26 protein-coding genes are annotated in these 23,231 nt (G+C 67.7%); 12 read left to right on the forward strand and 14 right to left on the reverse strand.

The annotated features are described in order from the left end of the window. Positions 1 to 74: 74 nt before the first annotated feature. The 14 genes from CPBF1521_RS08825 to CPBF1521_RS08890 form a co-directional block, all read right to left on the reverse strand. Positions 75 to 782, reverse strand: a complete 708-nt coding sequence (locus CPBF1521_RS08825; protein ID WP_115676749.1) for a tetratricopeptide repeat protein — start codon at positions 780 to 782, stop codon at positions 75 to 77. After that, positions 782 to 1,264, reverse strand: coding sequence for a cytochrome c-type biogenesis protein (locus CPBF1521_RS08830; protein WP_181901175.1), 483 nt, complete (start codon positions 1,262 to 1,264; stop codon positions 782 to 784). Before CPBF1521_RS08830 ends, CPBF1521_RS08825 begins: the two co-directional genes overlap by 1 nt. Beyond that, positions 1,264 to 1,806: a DsbE family thiol:disulfide interchange protein gene (locus CPBF1521_RS08835; RefSeq protein WP_104582852.1), complete on the reverse strand. Its 543-nt coding sequence runs from the start codon at positions 1,804 to 1,806 to the stop codon at positions 1,264 to 1,266. The genes CPBF1521_RS08830 and CPBF1521_RS08835 overlap by 1 nt, the downstream gene beginning before the upstream one ends. Beyond that, on the reverse strand, positions 1,803 to 3,791 hold the full coding sequence (locus CPBF1521_RS08840) for a heme lyase CcmF/NrfE family subunit (protein ID WP_115676750.1): 1,989 nt from the start codon (positions 3,789 to 3,791) through the stop codon (positions 1,803 to 1,805). The genes CPBF1521_RS08835 and CPBF1521_RS08840 overlap by 4 nt, the downstream gene beginning before the upstream one ends. Before the next feature lie 62 nt (positions 3,792 to 3,853). Then, complete coding sequence (gene ccmE / locus CPBF1521_RS08845) at positions 3,854 to 4,324, reverse strand: cytochrome c maturation protein CcmE (RefSeq protein WP_115676751.1); 471 nt, start codon at positions 4,322 to 4,324, stop codon at positions 3,854 to 3,856. Then, a complete protein-coding gene (gene ccmD, locus CPBF1521_RS08850) occupies positions 4,321 to 4,530 on the reverse strand; it encodes a heme exporter protein CcmD (RefSeq protein WP_104648498.1) in 210 nt (69 codons plus the stop codon). Before ccmD ends, ccmE begins: the two co-directional genes overlap by 4 nt. Then, positions 4,527 to 5,285, reverse strand: a complete 759-nt coding sequence (gene ccmC, locus CPBF1521_RS08855; RefSeq protein ID WP_115676752.1) for a heme ABC transporter permease CcmC — start codon at positions 5,283 to 5,285, stop codon at positions 4,527 to 4,529. The genes ccmD and ccmC overlap by 4 nt, the downstream gene beginning before the upstream one ends. 10 nt (positions 5,286 to 5,295) lie before the next feature. Continuing rightward, complete coding sequence (locus CPBF1521_RS08860; RefSeq protein WP_115676753.1) at positions 5,296 to 6,621, reverse strand: S8 family serine peptidase; 1,326 nt, start codon at positions 6,619 to 6,621, stop codon at positions 5,296 to 5,298. After that, positions 6,618 to 7,274, reverse strand: a complete 657-nt coding sequence (locus CPBF1521_RS08865; RefSeq protein WP_181901176.1) for a zf-HC2 domain-containing protein — start codon at positions 7,272 to 7,274, stop codon at positions 6,618 to 6,620. Before CPBF1521_RS08865 ends, CPBF1521_RS08860 begins: the two co-directional genes overlap by 4 nt. Then, positions 7,271 to 7,852, reverse strand: coding sequence for a sigma-70 family RNA polymerase sigma factor (locus tag CPBF1521_RS08870; protein ID WP_115676755.1), 582 nt, complete (start codon positions 7,850 to 7,852; stop codon positions 7,271 to 7,273). The genes CPBF1521_RS08865 and CPBF1521_RS08870 overlap by 4 nt, the downstream gene beginning before the upstream one ends. Before the next feature lie 63 nt (positions 7,853 to 7,915). Beyond that, positions 7,916 to 8,638, reverse strand: coding sequence for a TorF family putative porin (locus CPBF1521_RS08875; protein WP_104582957.1), 723 nt, complete (start codon positions 8,636 to 8,638; stop codon positions 7,916 to 7,918). Between the two features lie 451 nt (positions 8,639 to 9,089). Continuing rightward, entirely contained in the window at positions 9,090 to 9,521 is a 432-nt protein-coding gene (locus tag CPBF1521_RS08880; protein WP_115676756.1) for a c-type cytochrome, read from the reverse strand. 33 nt (positions 9,522 to 9,554) lie between these two features. Further along, on the reverse strand, positions 9,555 to 10,898 hold the full coding sequence (locus tag CPBF1521_RS08885; RefSeq protein ID WP_115676757.1) for a cytochrome C: 1,344 nt from the start codon (positions 10,896 to 10,898) through the stop codon (positions 9,555 to 9,557). Between the two features lie 83 nt (positions 10,899 to 10,981). After that, positions 10,982 to 11,548: a cytochrome b gene (locus CPBF1521_RS08890; RefSeq protein WP_181116179.1), complete on the reverse strand. Its 567-nt coding sequence runs from the start codon at positions 11,546 to 11,548 to the stop codon at positions 10,982 to 10,984. A gap of 354 nt (positions 11,549 to 11,902) precedes the next feature. Here CPBF1521_RS08890 and CPBF1521_RS08895 point away from each other — a divergent pair, with 354 nt between their 5' ends. The 12 genes from CPBF1521_RS08895 (at position 11,903) to CPBF1521_RS08950 (ending at position 23,158) form a co-directional block, all read left to right on the forward strand. Then, a complete protein-coding gene (locus CPBF1521_RS08895) occupies positions 11,903 to 12,340 on the forward strand; it encodes a sugar 3,4-ketoisomerase (protein ID WP_104582862.1) in 438 nt (145 codons plus the stop codon). Then, positions 12,337 to 13,008: an acetyltransferase gene (locus CPBF1521_RS08900; protein WP_115676758.1), complete on the forward strand. Its 672-nt coding sequence runs from the start codon at positions 12,337 to 12,339 to the stop codon at positions 13,006 to 13,008. The genes CPBF1521_RS08895 and CPBF1521_RS08900 overlap by 4 nt, the downstream gene beginning before the upstream one ends. Positions 13,009 to 13,010: 2 nt before the next feature. Next, entirely contained in the window at positions 13,011 to 13,964 is a 954-nt protein-coding gene (locus tag CPBF1521_RS08905) for a glycoside hydrolase family protein (protein ID WP_115676759.1), read from the forward strand. Beyond that, positions 13,951 to 14,883 (forward strand): GNAT family N-acetyltransferase, encoded by a 933-nt coding sequence (locus CPBF1521_RS08910; protein ID WP_115676760.1) that lies wholly within the window; start codon positions 13,951 to 13,953, stop codon positions 14,881 to 14,883. Before CPBF1521_RS08905 ends, CPBF1521_RS08910 begins: the two co-directional genes overlap by 14 nt. Beyond that, positions 14,883 to 15,995 (forward strand): DegT/DnrJ/EryC1/StrS family aminotransferase, encoded by a 1,113-nt coding sequence (locus tag CPBF1521_RS08915; protein ID WP_115676761.1) that lies wholly within the window; start codon positions 14,883 to 14,885, stop codon positions 15,993 to 15,995. Before CPBF1521_RS08910 ends, CPBF1521_RS08915 begins: the two co-directional genes overlap by 1 nt. Beyond that, positions 15,992 to 17,245, forward strand: a complete 1,254-nt coding sequence (locus CPBF1521_RS08920) for an O-antigen translocase (RefSeq protein WP_115676762.1) — start codon at positions 15,992 to 15,994, stop codon at positions 17,243 to 17,245. The genes CPBF1521_RS08915 and CPBF1521_RS08920 overlap by 4 nt, the downstream gene beginning before the upstream one ends. Continuing rightward, positions 17,242 to 18,192: a glycosyltransferase gene (locus CPBF1521_RS08925; RefSeq protein ID WP_115676763.1), complete on the forward strand. Its 951-nt coding sequence runs from the start codon at positions 17,242 to 17,244 to the stop codon at positions 18,190 to 18,192. The genes CPBF1521_RS08920 and CPBF1521_RS08925 overlap by 4 nt, the downstream gene beginning before the upstream one ends. Further along, positions 18,189 to 19,322, forward strand: a complete 1,134-nt coding sequence (locus CPBF1521_RS08930; protein ID WP_115676764.1) for a hypothetical protein — start codon at positions 18,189 to 18,191, stop codon at positions 19,320 to 19,322. The genes CPBF1521_RS08925 and CPBF1521_RS08930 overlap by 4 nt, the downstream gene beginning before the upstream one ends. A gap of 43 nt (positions 19,323 to 19,365) precedes the next feature. Next, the gene (locus CPBF1521_RS08935) at positions 19,366 to 20,217 is read left to right on the forward strand and encodes a Wzz/FepE/Etk N-terminal domain-containing protein (protein ID WP_115677086.1); all 852 of its coding nucleotides are present in this window, start codon (positions 19,366 to 19,368) and stop codon (positions 20,215 to 20,217) included. A gap of 158 nt (positions 20,218 to 20,375) precedes the next feature. After that, positions 20,376 to 21,218 (forward strand): class I SAM-dependent methyltransferase, encoded by an 843-nt coding sequence (locus tag CPBF1521_RS08940; RefSeq protein WP_115676765.1) that lies wholly within the window; start codon positions 20,376 to 20,378, stop codon positions 21,216 to 21,218. Between the two features lie 12 nt (positions 21,219 to 21,230). After that, complete coding sequence (locus CPBF1521_RS08945; protein ID WP_181901177.1) at positions 21,231 to 22,463, forward strand: amidohydrolase family protein; 1,233 nt, start codon at positions 21,231 to 21,233, stop codon at positions 22,461 to 22,463. Then, a complete protein-coding gene (locus tag CPBF1521_RS08950; RefSeq protein WP_115676767.1) occupies positions 22,460 to 23,158 on the forward strand; it encodes a class I SAM-dependent methyltransferase in 699 nt (232 codons plus the stop codon). The genes CPBF1521_RS08945 and CPBF1521_RS08950 overlap by 4 nt, the downstream gene beginning before the upstream one ends. The last annotated feature ends 73 nt before the right edge of the window (positions 23,159 to 23,231 follow it).

Genomic DNA, 23,231 nt, shown 5'->3' on the forward strand with positions numbered 1-23,231 from the left:
GGCCGCCGCCATGGCGGCGCTGCGGTCGGCTGGCAGCGTGGTGTCTTTGAACGCGGCACAGTCCGCAGCTGGCTTCAGGGCGCTGCACGCCTGGATTGCCGCGTGCTTGCCAGGGCTTCGGCCACGGCGATCTTGTCGGCCACCGCTTTCTGCATCGGCGAGCCGGCGTCGAGCAAGCCATGCAGATGGCGCCAGTGCGCGCTGGCTGCGCGGTAGTCGTGCTGCTGAAAGTCGCTGATGCCCAGCAGCCACAGGCCGCGTTGATGATCCGGCTCGCGTGCGACCACCTGTTGCAGGCGCGCGCGTGCGTCGGCGTCGATGGCGAAATCGCTGCGCGTGGCCATGTCCGCAGCCACCCAGCCGACCAGGGCAGCGCTGAGATCGGGCGCGATCTTCAGCGCTTGCGCATAGGCTTCACGCGCATCGGCGGGGCGGTCGTCCTGCTCGTGCGCTTTAGCTTGCTGCATCAACGCTTCCAGTCTCTGCTCCTGCGCAGCGTCGGCCTGGGCGGCTCGCGTTTGCTCAGCACCGGCAATGGACGGCGGCGCGGCGGCCGGTTGCGCCAGGGGCTGCGCCGCCGCGTACACGCGCCGCGCGATCGCCTCCGGCGCGCCCACCAGCCGATACAGACCGGCCGTGGCGACGGGCACGCCGAGCACCAGGGCAATCGGCAAGATGTAGCGTGCGTTGCCATTGCGTGTGGGCCGGCGCAGCAACGGCACCAGCAACAACAGCAAGGCAACCACCACCAGCGCGGCGCTTGCGACATAGAAACCCGTCATCACCACTCTTCCTCCGCCTGCGGCGCCATCGGGGTGCCGGCACGCGCACGTTTGCGCACGGTATGGATCACCACGCCCGCACCGGCGCCCAGCAGCAGCAACGGACCGAACCACAGCAGCCAGGTGCCGCGCTTGACCGGGGGGTCGTACAGCACGAAATCCGAATAGCGATCGACCATGTACTGCTTGATCTGCGCATCGCTCCTGCCGGCCTGCAGTTGCGCAAACACCTGATGGCGCAGGTCACGCGCCAGTGCGGCGTTGGAGTCGGCCAGGTTCTCGTTCTGGCACACCAGGCAGCGCAGCTGTGCGGTCAGGCGCTGGTAGCGCGCTTCGTCGCTGCGGTTCGTGAACGGCAGCGGGTCCACCGCCTGCGCCGCCAGCGGCGGTGCAAGCAGCGCGCCCAGCAGCAGCACCAGCAGCAAACGCAATGGCCGGCCCTGCATGCGCCAGTACCAGCGCCATGCGCGGCGCGCCGCCATCACGGCGTGGTCCTGGGCAATGCGGCGATGGCGGGCAGCAGCGCGTCGTCGATGACCTCGGGCGTGAGCACGCCGATGTGCTTGTAGCGGATCACGCCTTGCGCATCGATCAGGAAACTTTCCGGTGCGCCGTAGACGCCGAAGTCGATCGCGGTCTGGCCGGTTTCATCGGCGATGACCAACGCATAGGGGTTGCCATGTTGCGCAAGCCAGGCGGTGGCGTCGGCAGGCGCGTCCTTGTAGTTGTAGCCGATCAGCGGCACCCCGAGCCGGCTGGCGCGGGCCATCAGCACCGGATGTTCGTGCACGCATTCGGCGCACCAGCTGCCGAACACATTGAGCACGTAGGCCTTGCCCAGCAGCTGATCGCGGCTGACGCGTTGCCCGGGCTGATCCAGCAGCGGCAGCGAGAACGCCGGCGCCGGCTTGCCGATCAACGGCGAGGGCACCTCGCGCGGGTTGTGCTGCATCGTCCAGTAGATGCCGAAGCCGAACAGCGCCGCTAGCAACAGGAAACCCAGCAAGGGCAGCAGACGGTTCATGCGTGCGATTCCTGTGCGGTGACCAGGGCGCCGTGTGCCGATGCCGTGGGCGCCGTGCCGGCGAGGACCGGCGCACGGAAACGGCGGGCGCAGGCACTGACGAAACCGCCCAGCATCATCAAAAGGCCGCCGGCCCAGATCCAGCGGATGAAGGGTTTGTAGTACAGCCGCAGCGTCCAGTCGTATTCGATGTGTTGGTCGTCCAGCGGCTCGCCGAGTGCGACATACAGATCGCGCGTGATGCCGGGGTCGATCGCCGATTCGGTCTGGATGCGCTCGCTGCTGTACAGGCGTTTTTGCGGATGCAGTTGCGCCACCACCTGGCCATCGCGGCTGACCTGCACGCTGCCTTGTTCGGCCTTCCAGTTCGGCCCGTCGATCAGTTGCACGCCATCGAAGCGGAATGCGTAGCCGGCGATCTCGGCGGTCTGCCCGGGTGCCAGGCGCACGTCGCGTTCGACCGACAGGCTTTCAGACACCAGCACGCCGGCCACGAACACCGCCACGCCCGCATGCGCGAGCAGCATGCCGGCCATTTCCGCAGGAAAGCGCCGGCCGCGCGGCATCTCGCGCCAGCGCTTGTGCATGTACAGCGCGGTGCCGGCTGCCACCCATGCGGCGACCCCGATCCCGGCAATCGCCTTGACCTGGCCATCGGCAAACAGGCTGCCGACCAGCGCACAGGCAATCGCGGCGATGCCGGCGCGCGTGCCCAGTGCCCGCAACGGCGCCGCCTCGGCCTTACCCCAACGCAGGTACGGGCCGAACGGCAGCAACAGCATCACCGGCATCATCAGCAGCGGGAACAGCAAGCCGAAGTAGGGCGGCCCCACCGACACCTTGCCCAGGCCGAAGGCATCGGCCACCAGCGGAAACAAGGTGCCCAGCAACACCATCGCCGCGGCCACGGTGAGTAGCAGGTTGCCGATCAGGATCGCGGTCTCGCGCGAGGCGGCGGCGAACGGTTTGCCGCTGGCGATCCTGGGTGCGCGCAGCGCGTACAGCAGCAACGAGCCGCCGACCACGGCGATCAGGAAGATCAGGATGTACAGGCCGCGGCGCGGATCGGCGGCGAAGGCATGCACCGAGGTCAGCACGCCCGAGCGCACCAGGAAGGTGCCCAGCAACGACAGCGAGAACGCCAGGATCGACAGCAGGATGGTCCAGGCGCGCAGGCTGCCGCGTTTTTCGGTGACCGCCTGGGTGTGGATCAGCGCGGTGCCGACCAGCCACGGCATGAAACTGGCGTTTTCCACCGGGTCCCAGAACCACCAGCCACCCCAGCCCAGTTCCGCGTATGCCCACCAGCTGCCGGCAACGATGCCGGCGGTGAGGCAGGCCCAGGCCACGTTGGTCCACGGCCGCGCCCAGCGCACCCAGGCCTGTTCCAGTTCGCCGCCGAGCAGGGCCGCCACCGCGAACGCGAACGCCACCGAGAACCCCACATAGCCGGTGTACAGCACCGGGGGGTGGAAGGTCATGCCCGGATCCTGCAGCACCGGATTGAGTTCGTTGCCATCCAGCGGAATTGGCGACAGCCGCCCGAACGGATTGGAGGTCAGCAGGATGAAGGCCAGAAAGCCCACCGACACCAGCCCCAGCACCGCCAGCACGCGCGCGGCGAACTGCTGCGGCAGATGCCGGCTGAAGGCGGCCAGCAGCACCGTCCAGGTCGACAGGATCGCGATCCACAGCAGCAACGAGCCTTCGTGCGCGCCCCACACCGCGGCGAAGCGGTAGTACCAGGGCAGGGCGGTGTTGGCGTTGTCGGCGACATAGCGCACCGAAAGATCCAGCGACAGCAGCGACCAGGCGAGCAGGCCGAACGCCATCCACACGAACAGCGCCTGGCCGACCGCGGCAGGCCGCGCAATGCCCATCAACGCGGTATTGCCGCGCCAGGCGCCGACCAGCGGCAACACTCCCTGGGCGAGCGAGAGCAGTAACGCCAGGATCAGTGCGATCTGGCCGAGTTCAGGCGTCATGGGCAAATCGCATCGTGCAGCGAAGGGAGATCATCGATTGCTGGAACACCGTGCGCGCCGCATCAGCGCGGCGCAGACAGCGGCACGGCGGTGGCGGGCATCGGCTTGCCGACATGGCCTTCGGCCATCGCGTCCTTCAGTTCCTTCGGCATGTAGGTTTCGTCGTGCTTGGCCAGCACTTCATTGGCGACAAAGCGCCCGCCCTGCATGCGCCCGTTGGCGATCACCGACTGGTTGTCGCGAAACAGGTCCGGAAGAATGCCGGTGTATTCGACCTGCGTCGCGGCGTGCTTGTCGATCACGGTGAAATGGACGGTGAGGCTGTCGGTGGCGCGCTGGATCGAGCCGGCCTTGACCATGCCGCCGAGGCGGAACTGCTGATAACTCGCCGCTGCGCCGGCATGCACCTGGCTGGGCGTGAACAGATAGCTCATGTTCCGTTGCAGTGCCAGCACGATCAGCGTGACGGCCAAAGCGGCGGCGGCGAGTGCGCCGATCACCAGCCACAGGCGTTGCTTGCGGGTGGCGTTCATGGGGCCTCACGCTCCAGCGGCGCTGCAGACGCCACATCGCGCGCGTGCCGCGGCGTCTGCCGTTGCAACTGGCCGCGCAGTTCGCGCGGCAGGCGGCGCCGACGCAACCACGGCGATGCCAGATCGGCCAGCAGCACCAGCACGAACACGGCGTACGCGGTCCACACGTATTGCCCGTAACCGCCCATGGCCAGCAAGGTGGTCATGCGGTGCGCCCGGTCAATACGATGCGGCGTGCCCAGTCCTTGCCGCTGTCCAGGGCGAGCAGGTCCACGCGCACGCGGCCGAACAGGCTGGCCACGTAGTAGCACTTGGTGGCCAGCAGCATCGTCAGCAGCGGCCACAGCATGTCTGCGCTCATCGTGGAGGGGCCGAGCAGGCGCACGGTGGAGCCCTGGTGCAAGGTGTTCCACCACACCACCGAGTAATGCACGATCGGCAGATTGACCAGGCCCACCAGCGCAAGCAGCCCGGCCGCGCGCATCGCCTGGCGGCGCTCTTCCACTGCGTGGTACAGGCCGAGCACGCCCAGATACAGGAACAGCAGCAGCAACTCGGAGGTCAGCCGCGCATCCCAGGTCCACCAGGTACCCCACATCGGCTTGCCCCACAGCGCGCCGGTGCACAAGGTGATGAAGGTGAAGGCCGCGCCGATCGGCGCCGAGGCCATGGTCACCACCTCGGCCAGCTTGATCCGCCATACCAGCGCGATGAACGCCGCCACGCCCATCGCCGCATAGATGAAAAGACTCATCCAGGCGCTGGGCACGTGGATAAAGATGATGCGGTAGGCGTCGTGCTGCTGGTAATCCGGCGGCGCCAGCACCAGCCCACCGTAGACGGCCACCGCACCCAGCAGCAGCGCCAGGCCCAATGCCCACGGGCGCACGCGTCCGGCGACGCGATAGAAGACGGGCGGCGAGCTGAGTTTATGCAGCCACAGGGGAATCCACTTGGCCATGCCGGTGTCGTCAGTTGGAATGTCGGGCGGGAGGCGCCAGTGCCTGCACGGCGGCGCCGGCATTGACCTGCAACTGGCCGTCGGAGATCTTGCTGGTGCGCTGCATCAGCTCGCGCAGTGCCTTGGCATCCAGCGAGGGTGACAGCGACAGCAGCAACGCGACCATGCCGCTGACATGCGCGGTGGCCATCGACGAGCCGGAGGTGAAGTCGTAGCGGCCGTTCGGCTGGGTGGTCAGGATGTCCTTGCCGGGGGCGCTGAGCACGCCGGGCATGGCGGCGCTGGAGCTGCTGCTGCGGACCACCAGCACGCCCGGCACATCGTTGGGAAAGCCGTCCAGGCGCCCGTTCGGCGGCATTGCGGTGACCACGATGCGCCCTTGCTGCACCAGGTGCTGCAGCATCTTGCTCAGCAGCGGGTCGGCCGGGCCGCCCAGGCTCAGGTTGATCACGCGCGCGGAGCTGTTGTTGATCGCCGCCAGCGCCTTGGCCAGGGTGAAGGTGTTGCAGCGTGCGGTGGCGCCGACGCTGGGCGCATACCAGCAGGCCTTGTAGATGCTCAGCATGGCCTTGGGCGCCATGCCGACGATGCCTTGATGGTTGTTGCTGCCGGCGGCGATGATGCCGGCCACCTCGGTGCCGTGCGAGTCGCTGCTGGTCATCACCGGCGCGTCGTCGACCAGGTCGTGCACATCGCGGATGCGTGTCTTCAGGTCGGCATGGGTGGTGTCCACGCCGGTATCCACCACCGCCACCACCACGCCGCGGCCCTGGGTGACGGTCTGCGCGACGGCCGCATCGGTGGCGATGAAGCCGCGTTGCAGATCCACGTACGGGTCGTTGTAGCCGGACAGCGCGGTGGTCTTTTCCGACGCGTCGGCGGAAAACACCGAGAAATCCTGCACCGGCTGCACCAGCTCCACGCCGTCGTCGTCGGCCAGCGCAGTGACCAGTTCGTCGCGCGACACGCCCGGTGGCGGCTGCAACACCGCGCAGTACAGGCCCAGCGAGGTGATCGGCCAGCCGGCGACTTCGCGCAGCTTGTAGCGCTGCTTGAGCGCTTCCATGCGCGCGGCCGCCTTCTGGCCGGCGCCGTAGTAACTGGAGGCGTAGCCGATCAGGCTGGAACCGGCGCGCGCCGGCGGCGCACTGAGCGGGTTGGCCACCGCCAGCAGGATGTCGCGGCTACTGTCGGGCGTCTGCGCATCGGCTGCCGGTGGCGTGCTGCTGGCGGCGGCGGCGACCTGCGCCGGCTCCTGCGCTGCGGCCTGCACGCTGGTGTGCGTGCCAAGGCCGATGCATGCGGCGATCACGCCGATGGCGAGCATGCGCTTCATGGCGCGGACACGATCTCGGCCATCCGGATGCCGGGGTTGGCGCGCAGCTGTTGCACGGTCCGCTGCGGCTGGGCCGGCGGTTGCAGTGCGGCCGGCACCACGGTGTAGGCGCCCATGTCGTTGGGCCCGCCGATCACCTGCAACTGCTGCGCATGCAGCAGGCGGTCCCAGTCGGCCACGGTCATCCTGGCGTCCGGCACCACCCGGATGGCGCCTTGCGGCACCGGCTGGGCGGTGGCGCTGCTGAGCGTGCGGTAGTCGTGCGAGGGCGCCGGCGAGGCCAGCTTGACGCCCATGACGCCCAGGCCGATCGCCTGCACCAGGGCCGCGGCCGCCAGGGCGCGTACCGTCCAGCTGCCGGAGCGGCGCGCTGCCGGCGGCGGCGCAGGCGCGCTGATCTGCTCCGGCGCATCCAGCCGGCCGAGCAGGCGCTGCAGGCCGGCGTTGGGGTCCAGCTTCACCGCCGACGGCAGTGCCAGCGCCTGGCGCAGGCGGTTCTGCTGGGCGAACTCGGCACTGCACGAGACGCACTTGGCCACATGCGCGATCAGCCAGGTGTTCTCTTCCTCGGTGGCGCTGTCGAGCAGGACCGCGGGCATCAGTTCCCAGGCGTGCGAGCATTCCTTGCCAGGCGCGATGAAAAACGTCTTCATTGCATGGTCTCCGTATAGGGGGCGCCGCCGGCCAGGCCGGGCAGCACATTGCGTAATTTGACCCGCGCATGGAACAGCCGGGCCTTGATGGTGCCCACCGGGCACTGCATGATCTCGGCGACTTCTTCCAGCTTGTGGCCGACGCCATAGACCAGTTCGATCACCAGGCGCTGGTCCGGCGACAGCCGTTCCATGCCCTTGTCGAGCCAGTCGCGCAGTTCGCGGTCGTCGTTGTCGTCGGCGCTGGGGGCGTGGTCTTCCACCATGGCGGTATCGTCGATGGCCTCGCCGTCGTGCTGGCGCAGGCACTTGAGACCGCAGCGGTAGGCAATGCCCATGATCCAGGTCGAGACCTGCGAATCGCCGCGGAAGTCACCGGCCTTCTGCCAGGCGATCCAGAAACAGTCGTTGATGGCTTCCTCGATGATGTCCGGGCGCCGGGTCAGGCGCGACAGGAACCGGGACAGCCGGCCGTGATAGCTGGTGTACATGGTGGACAACGCGGCGCGATCGCCTGCCGCCATGCGGCGCAGCAGCATGCGATCGGTGGCATCACCCAGGGTGTCGGAGTCATTCATCAAGGCACGCACGGCAGAGGACACCTCTAGGTGCCCGGGAGCGGGCAAAAGGTTGCGGGTGGATCAGAACGCGCGCGACACCATGCCCACCCACGGCGTTTCGCCGGGGCCGCCCTGCGCGCGCGGGGTGTTGCTGCTGGTCAGCACCCGGTCCAGCTTCACGGTCCATGCGGCGTGGTTCCATTTCAGGCCCAGTTGCCCATACCGATAGCGGCCGGAACTCTGGGCGCCGTAGGTCATGGCCGGAAAGTCGGAGATGCCGGCGCCTGCCGAGAGGCTGACACTGGCCGACAGCGGCACGCTGGCGGTGACATCGATCACCTTGTTCCAGGGCGAGCGCTGCGCACGCGGGAAATTGAAGGTGGACAGCGAGAACGTGAGCATGTCGCGGTAGGACCACGCCAGGCTCGCTTCCTGGCGGTCGAAGGTGCGCGACTGGCGGTCGGCGGGGTAGGCGTAATACAACAGGCTGGCCTGCATCTGCCAACGGTCGTCCAGCATCCAGGCGCGTGCGCCCTGGGCAGTCACCGCTACCGGCCGGCTCAGCGAGGGCGACTGCAGTGCCGTGGACACCGAGACCGACCAGCCGGGGGAGGGCAGCCAGTAGCCGGCTGCCTGCAGGGTGACGCGGTTGGGGGCGACCGAGATGCCGCGGTCGATCAGGGTCGAGGCCACGGCGACCGCGCCGCCGAGGTTATCCGCCAGCGCGTTGCCGCACGGGCCCAGTACCAGCGCCAGCAACAGACTGCGGCGCAACGGCGCGCGGTGGCGCCGCCCGCAGCGCAGAGACGTGCAAGGCAGGCCTGGCGACAAAAACACGGCGGACAGCGTCGGGCGAGCACCGATCGCGCCCCACGGCTGCCCGCCGCAGGCGCAGCGGCGTCGCGGTCGTAAGGGGGCGTGCTGGGCGGGTGACACGGTGGGCAAGGGCGTAGGACGTCGGCACAGGGCGGGGCGGGATAGTCACCCATCACGCAGGACGAGACCGCCGCGGCTGCGACGGTTTCGTCCGTATACGCGAAGGGACCGGTTCAGGCAACGCGGCCCGGCACACATGTGCAGTGCTGGTCCGGGGGGCGGTGCTGGACGCGGACACTGCGGCCGGCCGGCTGTACGCTGCTTGAAGCGGGCATCCCTCTCCACCGGCGGCGCCGTCAGGCCAGTGCCGGGACCGCCCTGGGGCAGGCATCCCGCACCGGGGTGCCGGCGCGGCCGGTCCGTCGCCTGCCGGACGGTCTCAATGCAGGGTAGCGAGGTAGGCGATCAGCGCGTCCAATTCCTTTTCGTCCTCCAGCCCTTCGTACTTCATCTTGGTGCCCGGCAGTGCCTTCTTGGAGTCCTGCTTCAGGAATGCCTTCAGGCTGTTTGCATCCCAGACGCCTTTGTTCGGCATCAGGTCCGTCGAGCGGCCCTTGAGCACGGCCGAATAAGCTTTGAGGTCGGGCGAGTAGCCGCTGAAATCGGCCACGCTGCCGGGAGGGCGGTTGACGATGCCAAACAGGGACGGGCCCTTCTTGTTCTTGCCCTGGGTGGCGCTGTGGCATTCGGCACATTCGCTTGCGAACACGCTCTTGCCATCGGCGGCCCGCGCCGGGGCGGTCAGGGTGGCGCCGGCCAGCAGCAGGCCGGCCAGCGAAACGCACAACAGGGTCTTGGGAAATGAAGGCATGGGAGTCCGTACGGTTGCGTGCAACAGGGGAAATCAGAACGCCAGGTTCACCGACAGCGTGAAGCTGTCGAGGTCGCGCGGACTGGTGATCGGCGGTCCGCGGAACACGTTGGAGGTGCTGCCGTTGAACTTGTCGAAGCGGAACCAGCCAGCCGACACGCGCAGGTTGGCATTGGTGGTGTAGGTGCCTTCGCGCCCGAACGGGCTCCAGTACACCAGGATCAGATTGCTGGTGGTGTCGGGGATGCCGACCGGCGAATAACGCGCTGCATCGAACGAACCGGTGTTGATCATGTGCGCGGCCAGCACGCCGTAGGTCTGCTTGAACGCGTAGTTCATGCTGATGGTCTGGTCGCGCACGCTGCCACGGTCGAGCGCGGGCATGGTTGGATCGGACGGAATCAGCGGGCTGCCGTATCTGCGGCGCTCGTAGATGTTGACGTAGGCCAGCGACAGCACGTGTTCGCGGGTGCCGAGGAATTGATAGGTCAGGTCGTAGCCGAAATCGGTGAGGTCATCGCTGGGCCCGTTGCGCGGACGCTGGCGACGCGTGTTGAGCGCGGTCAGGCCCACCGAGAAGAATTGCCGCTTCATGTCCTTCATGTACGCAAGACGCGCATAACTGGTGTCGCTGAGCTTGCCCGGGTCGCCGTTGATCGGCCAGCCGAGCCGATCCTGCGCCGAGGGCGACAACGCGCTGTAGCTGCCCACTTCGCCGTACCAGTTCTTGTCGTACAGCCCGTACACGCTGGCACCGATGACGCGGTTGGACAGGGACGAGGAGCTGAGCATGGTGGACGCGCCGCCATTGGAGGCCGGCGTCAGGGTGGACGCATTCGGCAACACATGCACTGGGTCGGAAATGCCCGGATTGTTGTTGACGCTGACGCCGAGCATGGTGTCCTTGCCGGCCATCTGGAACGGTTTGCTGACAAAGCGCAGGTCCACATCGTCCAGGCGCGTATCGAAGGTGGCATTGCCGCTGTTGTTGGAGCGGATCTTGGAGTAGCCGCCGATGTTGTCGTTGACCCGGCCGGCCAGATACAGGTCCGCCTGGGTCAGCCGCGCGGTGCTGTCGCCGCGGCTGGGATTGTTGCGCGCCCAGGTCAGCTGGCCGGACACCGGGATCTTGGTGCCTTCGCCATTGGTATCGGTGAAGCCGCCAAGCTTGAAGCGCATGCCGTAAGGCGTGAGCGACGGGCCGTAGGAACCGATGTGGCAATCCGCGCAGGACGAGCCGGTCTGGCGCGCGAACGAGGGGATCGCCTGGGCGTGCGTGCTGGCCAGCAGCAGCAACGGGCCGGACACGCACAACAAGGACGTCAGGGAGGCGGGACGCGTGGCGGTGCGACGCGGAGCGGGCTGGGGAGCAGGCATGGAAAGTCCTTGTTCGACAGTGCGGGATGCAGCGGTGCGGGAACGGGCGAGGAAACGGGTCACAGAGGGCGGCATGCGGCGGCTCATGCGCGCTTGCCCGGCAGCACGCGACGCAGCAGGCCGTCGCGCAAGACCAGGTGATGCCAGAGCGCGGCGCCGATATGCAGCAGCACCAGCGCCAGCAGCGCCCAGGCGGCATTCAAGTGCCACATGCCCAGGGTGTCGCCGAGGTCGCCATCGGGTGCGACCAACGCGGGCAGCGGGATGCCGAAGAAATACACCGTCTTGCCGAAGGCACCGCTCAGTGCCCAGCCCAGCAACGGCAACGCGAGCATCAGCCCGTACATCGCCACATGCGTGGTACCAGCGGCCAGGCGCATCGGCAGCGAGGCGGGCGGGCCGGGTGGCAGCGTGCGCAGGCGCAACCGCAAACCGACCCGCAAGGCGAACAACACCAGTACCAACAGGCCGAAGTGGCGGTGACCTTCCAGCAGCCACTGGCGCAGTGCGCGGCCATCCAGTTCGGCGCGCAGCAGGATCAGCGTGGCCGCCATGGCCAGGCACAGCACGGTAAGCCAGTGCAGGACACGCATCGAGGTTGGCAGCGGCAGCACGCGCGCTGCTGCGGGCGCCTGTTCCGGCAGCGGCATGGGGCCTGCGCCGCTGGCGGACGCACTAGCGGGCGGCTGGGGGGATGGACTCATCTGATCTGTCTTCCGGTGGTGGTCGTTGGTTCCGGCAGTGCGCTGCCAGGCCTGGCTCCCCACGCCGGCCGAACGGCGGCCAGGTGAACGTGCACTGATATGTGCGGTGATGTCGGAGAAAGGTTGCGTTGCAGTCGGCATTTCGCTCGCATGCGCCGCACATCGATGTGCGGCGGCGTGCGCAACTGCGCTTGTGCGCACCTGGCTTCGCAGCGCCGTGACCGCGCGCAACCTTTCGCGCATCCCGGCGCACTCAGGCATGTCGCACTACGTGCAGTCAGCGGTTACGCCCTTCCGATCATGGCCATCGAACGCATCCAGTTGCATACCCACGGCGACGATCGCGGACTGCTCATTTCGTTGGAGCAGCAGCGCAATGTCCCGTTCGAGATACGTCGCGTGTATTACCTGTTCGGCACCCGCAACGGCGTCCATCGCGGACAGCATGCACACCGTCAGCTCAACCAGCTTGCGGTGGCCTTGCATGGCTCGGTGACGATCCTGCTGGACCAGGGCGATGGCCACGGCCAGCAGGAAGTGGTGCTGGACGATCCATCGCAGGGCCTGCTGCTCGGCCGCATGGTGTGGCGCGACCTGCATCGCTTCAGCCCCGACTGCGTGCTGATGGTGCTGGCCGACCAGTTCTACGATCCCGCCGACTACATTCTGGATTACGACCAGTTCCTCAGCGAGGCGCGCGCTGGCAGCGGCCTGGAAGCACGCAGGTTGGAAGCATGAGCGTGCACAAGCCACTGGTGATCATTGGCGCAGGCGAGTTTGCGCAGATCGCCTGCGAGTATTTTCAGCACGACAGCGACTACACCGTGGTGGCCTTCAGCGTGGAGCGCGACTTCCTGCTGCGGCCCACGCTGGCCGAGCTGCCGGTGGTGGCCTTTGAGGAGCTCGAACAGCGTTATCCGCCCGCGCAGTACGAGGTCTTCGTGGCCATCCCGGCCACGCGGCTCAACCGCCTGCGGACGCGCTTTTTTCAGGACATGCTGCGGCGCGGCTATCGCTGCGCCAGCTACGTCAGTTCGCGTGCGTTCGTCTGGCGCAATGCGCAGATCGGCGCCAACTGTTTCCTCTTCGAGGGCAATGTCATCCAGCCGTTCACCCGGATCGGCGACAACTGCATCCTGTGGAGCGGCAACCACATCGGTCACCGCACCGTGGTGCAGGACAATGTCTTCATCGCCTCGCACGCGGTGATTTCCGGCTATTGCGAGATCGGGCGCGGCAGCTTCATCGGTGTCAACGCCACGCTCAGCGACAAGGTGCGCATTGCCGCGGACAACATCATCGGTGCCGGCGCGCTGGTCACCCGGCATACCGAAACCGAGCGCGTCTACGTGGGCTCGCCGGCGCGCGCGGTGGCGGGCAGGTCCAGCTTCGACGTGGCGCTGTGAGCATGTTTGCCTGGACCAAGCGCGGCCTGGTCTTCGACGTTGCGCGCGACGGCGTGGGCGGCTGGATGCAGCACGCCGCGCTGACGCCGACGCCGCACCGGCTGTCTGCGCAGGTGCTGCGGGTCTATGCAGGCTTTCGCGATGCGCAGGGGGTGAGCCGGATCGGCTATGTGGACGTGCGCGCCGATGCGCCGACGCAGATCGTCGGCGTGAGCCGGCAGCCGGTTCTGGATATCGGCCGCGATGGCTGTTTCGACGACAACGGCATGATTCTGGGCGATGTCGTGGCCGGGCCGGATGGGCTGTACATGTTCTACGTCGGCTTTCAGCGTGTGGCCAAGGCCAAGTTCCTGGCCTTCACCGGGCTTGCGGTGTCCCGCGATGGCGGCGAGCGCTTTGAGCGCCGGCAGGACACCCCGTTGCTGGATCGCGCTCCCGGCCGCAGCACGATTGCCGCGGTGCATTCGGCACGTTTCGAGGATGGGCGGTGGCGGCTGTGGTACGCGGTGGGCGACGATTGGGAAACCATCGGCGGCCAGCCGTATCCGCGCTACCACATCCGCTATGCGGAGACCGAGGATCTGCGCCATCTCCCTGCCGAGGATGTGGTGTGCCTGCGCCCGCAGGGCGACGAATACCGCATCGGCCGTCCACGCGTGTATCGCCTGGGCGGGCGCTATCTGATGTATTTCACCCGCGGCGACACCCACGGTGGCTACTTCCCGGGTGTCGCGTTCAGTGGCGACGGCGTGCAGTGGCAGCGCGATGACAGTCAACTGGGGCTGCAGCTGTCCGAGCACGGCTGGGATGCGCACACGCTCTGTTATCCGGCCTTGATCCAGCAGCATGATCGGGTGTTGATGTTCTACAACGGCAATGCAATGGGGCAGGCCGGCTTCGGCCTGGCTGATGCCGTGTTGCCGTCGGAGCTGCAGGGGCGCCATGTTTTCGGTTAGGCCGTACCAGGCCAGTGATGCGCCTGCCTGGGATGCACTGGTGGCGTCCTCGCGCAATGGCAATGTCCTGCATCGACGCGGCTACATGGACTATCACGCCGACCGCTTCGTGGATGCGTCATTGCTGATCGAGCGCGGTGGCGAAGTGGTGGCGGTGTTGCCGGCGAACCTGGAAGGCGACTGCGTCAGTAGCCACGCCGGCCTGAGCTATGCGGGCCTGCTGTCGTCGCGGGCCTTGCGCGCGGGCGCCACCTTGCAGGTCTTCGAACAGATCGCCGCGCACTATCGCGCGCACGGAGTGCGCGAACTCGTGTACAAGCCGGTGCCGCATATCTTTCACGCGTATCCGGCCGAAGAGGACCTGTATGCCCTGCATCGCGTGGGCGCCCAGCTGTACCGGCGCGACCTGTCGTCGGCAATTGCATTGCGCGAGCCGTTTGCGTTCAGTGCCGAACGCCGACGGTCGCTGGTCAAGGCGGGCAAGGCCGGTGTGCAGATCCGGGTCGGCACCCGGCTCGATGAATTTCATGCCCTGCTGACCCAGGTATTGCAGCGCCATCAGGTGGCACCGACCCATCGGCTGGACGAGCTGCAATTGCTGCAACACCGGTTTCCGCAGCAGATCGTGCTGCACGAGGCGCGTGCCGACGGGGAGCTGTTGGCGGCAGCGCTGGTGCTGGATTTCGGTCGCAGCGTGCATACCCAGTATCTGGCGGTCTCCGCGCGCGGTCGCCAGCTGGATGCGCTGAGCCTGCTGCTGGCCGAACTGATCACCCAGGTGTATGCGCAGCGCCATTACTTCAGCTTCGGTAGTTCGACCGAACAGGCTGGCCGGGTGCTCAACGACGGTCTGGTCGAACAAAAGGAGCGCTTCGGCGCGCGTGCCGTGGTACAGGACTTCTATCGGTGGATGCTGTAATGGATGTGCCGTTCCTGGATTTGCGCGCGGTCAATGCGCGCTATGCCGATGCGCTGAAGCTTGCTGCGGCGCGGGTGATCGATGCCGGCTGGTATGTGCTTGGGCAGGAGCTGGCGGCATTCGAGGAAGAATTCGCCAGTTACTGCGGCGCGGCGCAGGCGGTGGGTGTGGGCAACGGGCTGGATGCGTTGTCGCTGATCCTGCGCGGCTATCGCGAGCTGGGCGTGTTGCGCGAGGGCGATGAAATCATCGTGCCCGCCAACACCTTCATCGCCACCTTCCTTGCAATCAGCCAGAACCACCTGGTGCTGGTGCCGGTGGAGCCGGACCCTGCGACCTTCAACATCGATCCGGCCAGCGTGGAGAAGGCGATCGGCCCGCGGACGCGCGCCATCATGGCGGTGCATCTGTACGGGCAGTTGGTGGATGTGGCGGCGCTACAGACGCTGGCGCATCGCTACGGGCTGCTGCTGATCGAGGATGCCGCGCAGGCGCATGGCGCCAGCGCGCAGGGGTGCCGTGCCGGTGCCTTCGGCGATGCGGCGGCCTTCAGTTTCTTCCCGACCAAGAACCTCGGAGCGCTCGGCGACGGTGGCGCGGTGGTGACCTCGGATGCGCGCCTGGCCGAGCGTATTCGCGCGCTGCGCAATTACGGTTCGCAGGTGAAATATCACCACCTCTGTCAGGGCGTGAATTCACGCCTGGACGAGATGCAGGCGGCGTTCCTGCGGGTCAAGCTGGGCTATCTGGATGATGAAATCGCCCGGCGCCGCGCGGTGGCGCAGCGCTACCTGCACGGCATCGACAACCCCTTGATCACGCTGCCCACGGTGGTGGCCGAAGCGCAGCACGTCTGGCATCTGTTCGTGGTGCGCAGCACCCAGCGCGATGCCTTGCAGGCGCATCTGCTGCGCGCGGGCATCCAGACCCAGATCCATTACCCGGTGCCGCCGCACCGGCAGCCGGCCTACACCACCTTGGGCGATGCCTGCCTGCCGGTGAGCGAGCGGCTGCACCGCGAGGTGCTGAGCCTGCCGATGGGGCCTGCGCTGGACGATGCCTCGGTTGCGCGTGTGATTGCCGCATGCCAGTCGTTTGGCACCGCTGCATGAATCTCGTGCGCAGCAGCGCCTACACCGGCGTTGCGACGCTGGCCAAGCTGCTGGCCGCGCTGGTGGTGGTGAAGCTGGTGGCGGTGCACGCCGGCCCGCAAGGGGTCGGCCGCCTGGGCCAGTTCCTCAATCTGATGTCGGTGCTGGCGGTGCTGGCAGGTGGCGGCATCAGCGCGGGCATCGTCAAGTACGTGGCCGAATATCGCGACGATGCCGCTGCGCTGACACGTCTGCTCAGCGCGGCGCTGTGGTACGCCTTCTGCGCAGCTTGCGTGATGGCGGTGCTGGCGTTGCTGTTCAGTGGCGCCATCGCCGAACGCCTGCTCGGCGATGCGGCGTACCGGCCGCTGATCTGCGTGGTGGCCGTGGCGCAGCTGGGCATCGCACTGGTCAACTACATCCTGGCGGTGATCAACGGCTTCATGGACGTGCGCCGCCTGGCGTTGGTGCAGGTCAGCGGCGCAGTGCTGAGCGTGGCACTGGTGGCATGGCTGTCCAGCCGGGCACAGTTGCAGGGCGCATTGCTGGCGCTGGTGCTGGGCCAGGTGCTGTGGTTGCTGGCCGGCGTGCCGGCGCTGTGGCGCAGCCGTTATTTTCGGCGCGACATGTTGCGCATGCGCTTCGATGCGCAGATGACGCGCAGGCTGGCGGCCTTCTCGGTGATGACGCTGACCGCCACGCTGGTGCCGCAACTGGTGGCCATCCTGGTGCGCGACCATCTGGCGCTGCAGTTCGGCTGGCAGCAGGTGGGTTACTGGCAGGCGGTGAGCCGGGTGTCGGATGCGTATCTGCTGTTCTTCACCACCGCCATCAACGTGTATTACCTGCCCAAGCTGGCATCGCTGCAGCAGCGCGCAGCGCTCGGGCGCGAGCTGCGGACCGCGTATCGCCATGTGATGCCGGCGGTGATCGTCACGGCGCTGGGCGTGTATGTGTGTCGCGATTGGGTGACCTGGCTGTTGTTCGACGCCCGGTTTGCCCAGGCCACGCCGCTGTATGCCCCGCAGTTGCTGGGCGATGTGATCAAGATCGCAGCCTTCGTGCTGTCGTACGTGATGCTGGCCAAGGCGATGACACGGCTGTTCGTGATCTCCGAATGCGTGTTTGCCGCCAGCTACCTGGCGCTGGTGCACCTGTTCACCGCCCAATGGGGGCTGATCGGTGCGATGTATGCCTTCGTCGCCAACTATGTGCTGTATCTGCTGTTCAACATCGTGGTGGTGCGTCGTTATCTGGTGCAGCCGGCATGAGCGATTCCACCCATCCCATCCGGCGTGCGCGCTGGCCGTTGGTGTCGGTGCTGATTCCGGCCTTCAACCACGAACGCTTCGTGCAACGCTGCCTGGACAGCGTGCTGGAAGACCCGTACCCGTGCAAGGAACTGGTCATCATCGACGATGGCTCCAGCGACGCGACCGGCGAGAAGATCGTGCAGTGGATCGCTTCCCACGGCCACCGGCTGCCGGTGCAGTTCGTCCAGCGCGCCAATCGTGGTGTGGCGGCCACGCTCAACGAGTTGGCGCTACGTGCGCGCGGCGAATATCTGCGGCTGGGCGCAAGCGACGATTATCTGCTGGCCGGCGGGCTGGACGCGCAGGTGCGCTACCTGCGTGCGCATCCGCAGAAGCTGGCCGTGATTGGCGATGCCTGCGTGGTCGATCAGCATGGGCAACTGCTGCACGCCAGCGCCATGCGCGACCTGCATCGTGTGGATGTCGATCTGTACCGCTCCGCGTCCGGCATCCGCCGCGCGGTGATCCAGCAGTGGGCGGTCGGCGGCGCAGTGGCGTTGCTGCGCCGCAGTGCCTTCGATGCGCGCGCCGGCTGGGACGAATCGTTGCGGATCGAAGACTGGGACTTTTTCCTGCGCCTGGCCGCACGTGATGCGCTGGGTTTTATCGACGTGCCAGTGTGTGCCTACCGCCTGCACGGCAGCAATCTCAGCAAGACCGCGGACGTGCACACGCGGATTGCCAACTTGAGCGAATCGCGTCAGGTGGCAGTGCGCTGTGCGGAGTTGTTCGACGCGCCCGAGCGCAGCTTGCTGCGCGCACAGGCGCACTACATCGCGGCCAAGGTGGCCTTCCTGCAGCGTCGGCCGCACAGGGTGATCGGGCACCTGCTCGCCTATGCCTGGTCGTCGCTGCCAGCCAGGTCGCGGCCCGGGCAGGCGCGCGGCGCAGCGAAGCCGGCATGAGCACGCTACTACGACGGCCGGCGACCTATCTGGCACTGCCGATGCTGCTCAGCTGCGCGCTGACGCTGCTGACCTACTGCTTACCCGGCGGTTATGCGGATGGCATCGCGCTGCTGGCCATCGCCGCCGCTGCGACCTGCGTGCTGGACGCCAGGCTGCGCATACAGTTGCCTGCGGTGGAGCGCTTTCGCGCCTACCGCTATGTCGGCACCCGCGACGCGTTCCTGGTGATGACGCTGGCGGCGGTGGTGACGGTGTTCTGCATCGTGGATGTGGCGCTGTTTCCGATTCCGCTGTTCAGCGATCCGTCCTCCTATGCCACCTTGAGCCCGTTGCGCGCGCATGTGCGGCACATCTCCAACATGTGCTGGATCCTGCCTCCGATCGCGCTGCTGTGCGTGCGTCATCGCGGGCTGCGCGCGGCGATGGTGGTGCTGGGATTCGTGTTCCCGATCGTGGTGATCGACCGCAACCGCATCTTTGCCGGGCTGTTTTCGTTCGTGCTGGTGATGCTGTTGCGCCGCGACCCGGCGCGCCGCCTGCCGTGGAAGACCATCGGCCTGCTGGTGCTGGCCGGCGGCGGGGTGTTTTCCATCCTCGGCGCACTGCGTTCCGGCTCGCTGGCCACGGTCGCCCTGCCGTTCAGTGCTGTGTATCGCGCCATGCCGCAGGGCGTGCAGTGGTTGCTGCTGTACATCAGCGCCGGGCCGTACAACTTCGGCGCGATCCTGGCCAAGGGGTATGTCAACGCCAGCTTCCTGGTCAATCAGCTGGTGCCGTTCAGTGGCTCGATCGCCACCGCCGGCACCGGCATCCCGCTGGATGCGCCCAACATCAATGTGGGGACCGAGTTCTTTCCATTCCTGATGGCCTGGGGCGCGCCCGGCGCGTTGCTGGCGCTGCTGGCGTTGTATGCCGGCCTGCTGTGGAGCGTGCGCTTGCTCGACAGCTCGCTATCGATCTTCCACGTGCTGATCTTCCTGCGCATCGCCTATGCCTGCCTGATGTCGCCGTTCGCGCCGCAGGCCTTCACCTGGACCAATTTCGGCTTCATCGCGCTGTGCCTGGTGCTGCATGCCGGCACGGTGCTGCTGCCCAACCGTAATGCCGCACCCACCGCTGCTGCGTAATGCGCGGCAGCTTCGTTTTCACATGTTCCAGAGCCGGTGCACCATGACTCAACACGACGACATCTATCTGATCGACCTGTGGCGCATCCTGCGTCGCGAATGGCGCTGGGCGCTGGCCGCGCTGGTGGTGGTGCTTGCACTGACCGTTGCCTTTACCCGCCTGGCCAGGCCGCAGTGGGAAGCCACCGCCTGGATCCAGGTCGGCGAGATCGGCCCCACGCCGGCCGGGCGCGATCCCAAGGTCGAACCGTTCCAGCGCGTGATCGATCGCATGAAGACGCGGCTGTTCCAGGACGCGGTGTTGCGCCAGGCCGGCGTGCCGCTGAAAAGCCGCGCGGCGCAGTTGTATCGCGGCAGCCTCAAGCCGGATCCGGACCCGTATGCCAACCTGATCGGGGTGACCATCCGGGCCGAATCGTCGGCGCAGGCGCGCAGCCTGGCGCTGGCGACGGTGAGCGCCTTGCAGGGCCTGCATGGTGATACCAACGCAGTGGCGCTCGCACTGGCGCGCACGCGCCTGCAGGGCCTGACCGACGATCTGCGCGTGGCCACCCGTAACCGCGATCAACTGCAGCAGCAGGTGCAGGCCGGGCAGGGCGCCGCTGCGGCGACCCCGGCCCAGGTCCTGGCAGGCATGCTGCTGACCGACAGCAACGCCACCGTGCGCGCATTGAAGAGCGAGCGCGACGATCTCATTGCCCGCCTGACTACGCGCTACACCTATCAGACCTCGCTGGCATGGCCGTTGTACGTACCCGAGCAGCAGGCGTTTCCGAATGCCGTCACCGCCTGGGCCGCCGGCCTGCTCGGCGGGGCGGGGCTGGCGGTGCTGGCCGCGGTGTTGCGCAATGCCTGGCGGCGGCGTACCGGCGTCGCGCCGCAGACTGACGGCTGAGCCGCTCCGCGGCGTGCCGCACGGTGGACATCGCTGCCCGACGCTGCAACCAAACCGTCGGCGCGCGGCACTCACCGGTCAATCAAGCGATGCCGCGTCGGCGGTGTCGCGCCTGGAGAGTGTGGTGAGAACAGCTGGATCGGGGTGGGAGGCTGCGCATGTCGGTGGCCAATGAGCATGCGGCGCGCGGTGGCACGGTGGCCCCGGAGCGCCTGCTGGAGACGCAACGCGCGTTCGACAGCGTGGCGCCGGACTACGACGGCCCACGCGGCAACAACGCGCTGATCCAGCGTATGCGCACCACGCTGTGGGACACGGTCGCGGCCGAGTTGCCGGTGGGCTCGCGGCTGGTGGACCTGGGGTGCGGCACCGGCCTGGATGCCGGCGAATTCGCACGTCGCGGTTACCGCGTGCTGGCCACCGACTGGTCGCCGGCAATGGTCGAGCGCACCCGCCAGCGCGCGGCCACGCAAGGACTGGAAGAGCGCCTGAGCGCCGCCCATGTCGGCATCCAGCAGCTGGACCAGCTGGAGGGCAGCTTCGACGGCATGTATTCCAACTTCGGCCCGCTCAATTGCGCGCCGGATCTCCCGGCCGTGGCGGCCGAATGCGCGCGCCTGCTGCGCGCCGATGGCTGCCTGGTGTTCTCGGTGATCGGGCGCATCTGCCCCTGGGAAATCGGCCATTACAGCGTGCGCGGGCGGTTCAGGCGCGCCGCGGTGCGGGCCGCGCGCGGGGTCACCGCCGTGGGCATGAACGGCCACACCATCTGGACCTGGTACCACCTGCCGCGCGAGTTCTACCGCGCCTTCGCCAAGCACTTCGTCCTGGACCGCTATCGCGCCTTGAGCCTGTTCCTGCCGCCGCCGTACCTGGTGGATTTCTGCCAACGGCATCCGCGCCTGTCCGCGCGTTTGGGCCGGTGCGACGACCGTCTGGGCGGGCTGCCGCTGCTGCGCGACATGGGCGACCACTTCCTGATCGTGCTGCGCAAGCGCTGAGTGGAGATGCCGATGTCCATGGCCGATGTCTGCCTGCAGGGCGCGCGCGCGATCACCCTGGCGGGCCCGTCGCGCGCGCCGTTGACCATCCGCGCAGGGCGCTTCGGCGGCACGCTCGGCACCGGCAGCCTGCGCCTGGACCTGCAGGGGCATGTGCTGGCGCCCGGCCTGATCAATGCGCACGAGCATCTGCAGGTCAACTGCGTGCCGCCGCTGCCGCAGGGCGCGGTGTTTTCCAACAGCTATGCGTGGATCGAGGCGTTCCAGGCGCATTTCCGGCATCCCGACGTGGCCGCTGCCCTGCGTGTGCCCAAGCCGGTGCGTCTGCGTCATGGTGGGTTGAAGAACCTGCTGGCCGGCGTCACCTGCGTGGCCCAGCACGACCCGTGGCACGCCACGCTGGACGAAACCGGCTTTCCGGTGGGGGTGTTGCGCGAGTTCGGCTGGAGCTATGCGCTGGGGTGGACCGGCTATGGCCCACCGGTGCAGGGCAGCTTTGCCGCGACCTCGCCCGCGCATCCCTGGATGATCCATCTGGCCGAAGGTACCGATGCGGTGGCGGCCGCCGAACTGGAGGAACTGGACCGGCTCGGTTGCCTGGCGCCCAACAGCGTGCTGATCCACGGCGTGGGCATGGGCGAACGCGACATCGAGCGGGTGATCGCACGTGGCGCGGCGGTGGTGTGGTGCCCATCGAGCAACCGTGCGCTGCTGGGCCGCACGCTCGACCCCTGGCGCCTGTGCATGGCGGGCCGGCTCGCGTTGGGCAACGATTCGCGCGTCAGCGGCGCGCGCGATCTGCTGGAAGAACTGCGCATCGCTGCCAGCAGCGGGTTGGCCGCGGATCTGCTGCTCGGCCTGGTCACCCATCAATCGGCACGCATCCTGCGCATGGCCACGCGTGGACGCCTGGCGCCGGGGGCGGCGGCGGACCTGGTGATCGTGCGCGACCGCGGTGGCGAGCCCGCGCTCAGCGTGGTGGGCTGCGCACGCGGCGATCTGCGTGCGGTGATACGCGATGGCGCCCCGCGCATCGCCGACCCGGATTTTGCCGACTGGTTCGACGCGGCCGGCATCCGCACCGTCCCGGTGCTGCTGGACGGACGCCCCAAGCTGCTCGACGCCACGCTGGCCGATCCGGCGGTCCTGGCACTGGAACCCGGCCTGCAGCGCGTGCCCCAGCCTGCACACCAACCTGCGCGCCAGCCCGGCGTGGCCATGGCCGCCAGCGGTGCGGTGTCGTGAGCGCAGTACCGATCCTCGAGCCGGCAGCGGCGTATGCGCTGTGGGCGCAGGCGTATCCGCCGCACGCGCACAACCCGGTGATGCTGGCCGAAGAGCGCGCCATGCTCGCGTTGATGCCGAACGTGTTGCAGGGCCAGCACGTGCTCGACGCCGGCTGCGGCAGCGGGCGCTACATGCTGCATGCCTTGCGGCGTGGCGCGCTGCAGGTGACCGGCGTGGATCTGTCGCCGCAGATGCTGCAGCGTGCGCGCGCCGAGCTGGCGCAGGACTGGCCATCGGCACGCATGCGCCTGCAGCAGGGCAGCCTGGAGCAGCTGCCGCTGGGCGACGCAGTGGCCGATCTCAGCGTCTGCGGTCTGGTGGTCGGCCATCTGCAGCAGCTATGGACGGCGCTGGAAGAACTGCACCGCGTCACCCGCGTCGGCGGCCTGGTGCTGTGCAGCGACGTGCACCCCATCGGCCATGCGCTGGGCTGGCAACGCGACTTCAAGGCCGACGGCCGGCAGTACGCGGTGCGGCATACGCAACATCTCTACAGCCATTGGCATGCGGCCTGCGTGGCACTGGGCATGGAGATCGAAGCGGTGGCCGAGCCGATGCTGGACCCGGCCGACATCGCGCCCGGCGCGCGCTTCGATCAGGCCGCGCTGCGGGTGCCGGTCGCGCTGGTGCTGCGGCTGCGGCGCATCGCGTGACCAACGTACTGGCCATGGTGGCGTGCGCATGCAGCATCTCGGTGGCAGGCGAGCGGTGCCGTTTGCGCGCGGT

Source organism: Xanthomonas euroxanthea (genome assembly GCF_900476395.1).
Lineage (GTDB): Bacteria > Pseudomonadota > Gammaproteobacteria > Xanthomonadales > Xanthomonadaceae > Xanthomonas > Xanthomonas euroxanthea.